Here is a 4445-nt window from a genome sequence, read left to right as displayed (position 1 = left end):
CGACCTTATTATGAACTGCCGTAAGATTGAGGCTAAAGGTATTAAAACGGTGCTGGTAACCGATGAGTACGCTGGCCGCGATGGTGCCAGTCAAAGCCTTGCCGATGCCGACCCTGCCGCCACCGCTGTAGTAACCGGCGGTAATGCTAACGTTATTATTAAATTGCCTAAGATGGATAAAATTATTGGTATGCTTGATTTTACCGATACCATTGCCGGCGGCTTTGAGGGCAGCCTTAAGCCCGATGGTAGCATAGAAGCAGAGGTGCAAATTATTACCGGGGCCACTAATGAGCTGGGTTTTAATAGGTATACCAGTGTGGGGGCAGGCAATTAATAAATAATAATTAAAGATATTATTTTAATTTTAAATTTTCGACTGAAAGGAGAACAATATGAATTTTTTAAACGGAAAAAAGGTTGTTATCATCGGCGACCGTGATGGTATTCCATCAGAGGCTATTAAGGCTGTAGTAGATAAAATGGAAGGGGTAGAGGTGCTCTTTGGCGCTACCGAATGTTTTGTCTGAACGGCTGCGGGAGCCATGGATTTGGAAAACCAAAAAAGAATTAAAGAATTTGCCGATAAGTTTGGCGCCGAGAACATAGTTATGTTATCGGGCGCAGCAGAGGCAGAGGCAGCCGGTCTGGCCGCCGAAACCGTCATTTTGGGCGATCCTACCTTTAGCGGCGCTTTAAGCGATGCCAATTTAGGTATTTGCGCTTACCATGTGGTAGAGCCCGAATTTAAGGCCATCGCCGACCCAGCCGCTTACGAAGAGCAAATCGGTATGTCGGAAATGACCTTAGATGTGGCCGCTATCAGTGAAGAGATGCAAAAGATGCGTGCCCAATGCAAATGTAATAAATAGTTAATAACTAATAGATAACAACTAGTAGTTGGTGTATATTAGCTAATAGTTGTTAACTATTAGCTGCAAAACCTATGGTTTTGTGTTAGTTATTAACTATAATCAAGGGAGTTATAAATGGCTAAATACAAAATAGTTCATTATATTAATCAATTTGCCGCCGGTATTGGCGGCGAAGAGCAGGCCGGCATTGCTCCGCAAAAGCAGGCCGGTAAGATGGGGGCAGGAGCTCTTATTGAGAAGGGCTTTGAGGGTGAAGCCGAAGTGGTGGCCACCGTGATTTGCGGTGATAGTTACTTTAACGAAAACCTCGAGAAAGCCAAAGCTGAAGTGTTGGCCCTTATTAAGGAGGAGCAGCCCGATTTACTTATCGCCGGGCCGGCCTTTAATGCCGGCAGGTATGGTACGGCCTGCGGTACGGTAGCTAAACTGGTGCAAGATGAGCTCAAAATCCCGGTAGTTAGCGGTATGTACATCGAGAATCCGGGTGTCGATTTATTTAAAGAAAGTATCTACATTGTAGCTACTAAAGATAATGCCGCCGGTATGCGCGAGGCGATGCCCGCCATCGTTAAGCTGGCTAAAAAGTTAGTCAAAAAAGAGATGATTGGTAGTGCCAGCGAAGAAGGTTACATCGAACGCGGCGGGGCGCGCCAGCCTATTTTTGCCCAAGAAATTGGGGCCAAACGTGCGGTAGATATGTTGGTAAAAAAACTCACCAAACAGCCTTTTGGCAGCGAGTATTTAATGCCGGCCTTCGACCGTGTGCCCATTGCTCCGGCTATTAAGGACATTAGCAAAGCTAAGATAGCGGTGGTAACCAGCGGCGGCATTGTGCCAAAGGGTAACCCCGACCACATCGAGGCCAGTTCGGCGCAAAAATACGGGCGCTATCCTATCACCGAAATGGCCGAAACGGCGCACGGCGGCTACGACCCAACTTATGCTAATGCCAACCCTAACCGTGTTTTACCGATTGATGTACTCATCGATTTAAAGAACGAGGGGAAGATTGGTGATTTGTATCCGTATTATTATACTACCGTGGGTAACGGTACTTCGGTAAAAAGTTCGGTAGAGTACGCTAAGGAGATAGCGGCGGAACTTATTAAAGATAAAGTTGATGCTGTTATTTTAACCAGCACCTGAGGCACCTGTACACGTTGCGGGGCAACGATGGTAAAGGAAATTGAACGGGCAGGTATTACAGTTGTGCATATCTGTACCATAGTGCCTATTTCGCTGACAGTTGGGGCTAACAGGATTGTGCCGGCGGTGGCTATTCCGTACCCGCTGGGTAATCCAAACTTAAATGAGGCCGAAGAGAAAAAGTTGCGCAAAACTTTGGTAGAGAAGAGTTTAAAAGCTTTACAGACTGAAGTGAGCGAGCAAACAGTTTTTGAATAGAAGTTTATGATGATAAGCAGTCTGTTTTATTTTTTCGTAACGGGCTGCTTATTAAGTTGTAATAGGAGATTGTGTGGATAATTATCAATATTTATTAGTTAAAAATTACGAAGAATTATTAAATCACCTTAATAATGGGTTGCATAAAACTTTTGGTAATTGCTTTGGTACCTCCTCTCATTACAATGAAAAAGAATGGGACGACTTTGATAACGTTAAAAAAGTTTTTGAAGATTATCTTAGAAAAAGGGGTATTATCTATCTTTGTGGTGATGAAAATAAAGTAGTCGGTTTTACGGCCGCTGTCCCTTTATTAACGGAAAAAGAAAGATATGAAGAATTAAAAAATAACTTAGATGAAGCTAGTAAATATTGGTATATAGGTGATTTAGGTGTACATATTGATTACCGAAATAACAAAATTGGTGAAGAATTATTAAAACATATTTTTAAAAACATTCCGGTAAAAAATGTGATATTAAGAACACGTAAAGATAATGAAAGGGCCATAAAGTGGTATTTAAAACAAGGGTTTGAGTACCACACAGGTGTGAATGAAGTAACCATCATCTCTACAACGGAGGGAGATGAACGAGTTTTTATGAAGAAAACAATTTAAAAATTTTGAGGGAGAAAATTTATGAACTACGCCGTACTTAAAGGGGCCAGCTACGCTTTGGCGCACGCGCCGGATATGGTTATGCATAACGGTACTACGCAAAGTGTCGAGCGTACGGTCAACCCCAATTCGTCGTATCTTAGCGAAGTTAAAAAATATTTACGCAGCTTTGAGCAAGCGGTAAATTATGGTCCCAATCAGGCTTATATAGGTAACCTACACCCCGATGAGTTAAGGGGAGAGCCTAACTTTGAGGCTAAAACCGACGGTAAATTTGGCCGTATTATCAACGAAGCCGATTTTATCTTTTTAATGAAGCTGGCCGACTCTTTCGATTTAGTCTGGTTAGAAAAAAGTTTTATGGCCGAGAGGCAAGCGGATTATTTAGCCGGCGAGCTAAGTTATCGCTCTAAAGGCGAGGTGGAGGCCGAACTGGTTAAAGTTAAAGAAGGCAGTCCGCTTAGTGAAATAGAAGCGCTTATCAAAAATGAAGGGGCCGAAGGGCTGTATGTTCATGAAAAATTGGTGGGTTGTATCAAAAAAGCTCATGATGTGGATATTAATTTAAATGCGCATACCATCTTTGAAAATTTGGCGGCTAAAGCCAGTGCGGTATTGGCCGTTAAAGAGTATCTTAAAAAATATAAACTTGACCCTAAAATCATCGATTTAGTGATAGAGTGCTCCGAAGAGGCTTGCGGTGATATGAACCAGCGCGGCGGCGGTAACTTTGCCAAAGCCATTGCTGAGGTGGCCGGGCTAAGTAATGCCACCGGTTTTGATATTCGCGGGTTTTGCGCCGCTCCCACACACGCCCTCGTTACGGCGGCCAGCTTGGTGCAAGGCGGCGCCTACGGGCACGTACTCGTAGTAGCCGGCGGGGCCACAGCGAAGCTGGGCATGAACGGTAAAAGTAATGTGGCTAAGCAGTTACCGATTGTGGAAGATGTGATAGGGGCTTTTGCCGCCTTAGTTGGCCCGAACGACGGCCAACATCCAATTATCCGCACCGATTTGCTGGGTAAACATAAGGTAGCCACCGGCAGCGCGCCGCAAGCGGTAATGACCGCTCTTATTAGTGAGCCGCTGGCCAAAGCCGGTTTAAAAGTTACCGATATTGATAAATATTCTGTGGAGATGCAAGACCCAAATGCTACCAAGCCGGCCGGCGCCGGTGATGTGCCGGAAGGTAACTATAAAATGATAGCCGCTATCGGGGTTAAAATAGGCGACCTTACTCGCGAAGAAATGCCGGCTTTTATCCTTAAACACGGTATGCCGGGTTTTGCGCCTACACAGGGCCATATCCCATCGGGTGTGCCGTATTTGGGTTTTGCAGTAGAAGATATTTTAAGCGGTAAAATTAAGCGTACGATGATAGTAGGTAAAGGTTCGCTCTTTTTAGGACGTATGACTAACTTATTTGATGGTATATCGGTAATTATCGAAAAAAATCCGGGTGATACAACTCATCAGGCCGGTGCAATCACTAAAGAAGAAATTAACCAGTATTTAGCTAACGCTTTGCGCGATTTTGCTAATAGCCT

General features: G+C 44.2%; 5 protein-coding genes. All 5 read left to right on the top strand.

The window, feature by feature from the left end; translation table 11 throughout:
* Positions 1–337: glycine/sarcosine/betaine reductase component B subunit (locus FWE37_09190; protein ID MCL2521152.1), on the top strand; the 337-nt coding region annotated here is incomplete at its 5' end.
* 58 nt (positions 338–395) lie between these two features.
* Positions 396–872 (top strand): glycine/sarcosine/betaine reductase complex selenoprotein A, encoded by a 477-nt coding sequence (grdA, locus tag FWE37_09185; protein MCL2521151.1) that lies wholly within the window; start codon positions 396–398, stop codon positions 870–872.
* 117 nt (positions 873–989) lie between these two features.
* Positions 990–2279 (top strand): glycine reductase complex selenoprotein B, encoded by a 1290-nt coding sequence (gene grdB / locus FWE37_09180; protein MCL2521150.1) that lies wholly within the window; start codon positions 990–992, stop codon positions 2277–2279.
* A 73-nt stretch (positions 2280–2352) separates the two neighbouring features.
* Positions 2353–2898 carry a GNAT family N-acetyltransferase gene (locus FWE37_09175; GenBank protein ID MCL2521149.1) on the top strand — a complete coding sequence of 182 codons (546 nt, stop codon included), beginning with the start codon at positions 2353–2355 and terminating at the stop codon, positions 2896–2898.
* Positions 2899–2919: 21 nt separating this feature from the next.
* The coding region (gene grdC, locus FWE37_09170) for a glycine/sarcosine/betaine reductase complex component C subunit beta (GenBank protein ID MCL2521148.1) at positions 2920–4445 on the top strand (1526 nt) is incomplete at its 3' end.

This window comes from Spirochaetaceae bacterium (assembly GCA_009784515.1).
Taxonomy (GTDB): domain Bacteria; phylum Spirochaetota; class Spirochaetia; order WRBN01; family WRBN01; genus WRBN01.
This window is presented reverse-complemented; position numbering and strand designations above follow the sequence as displayed.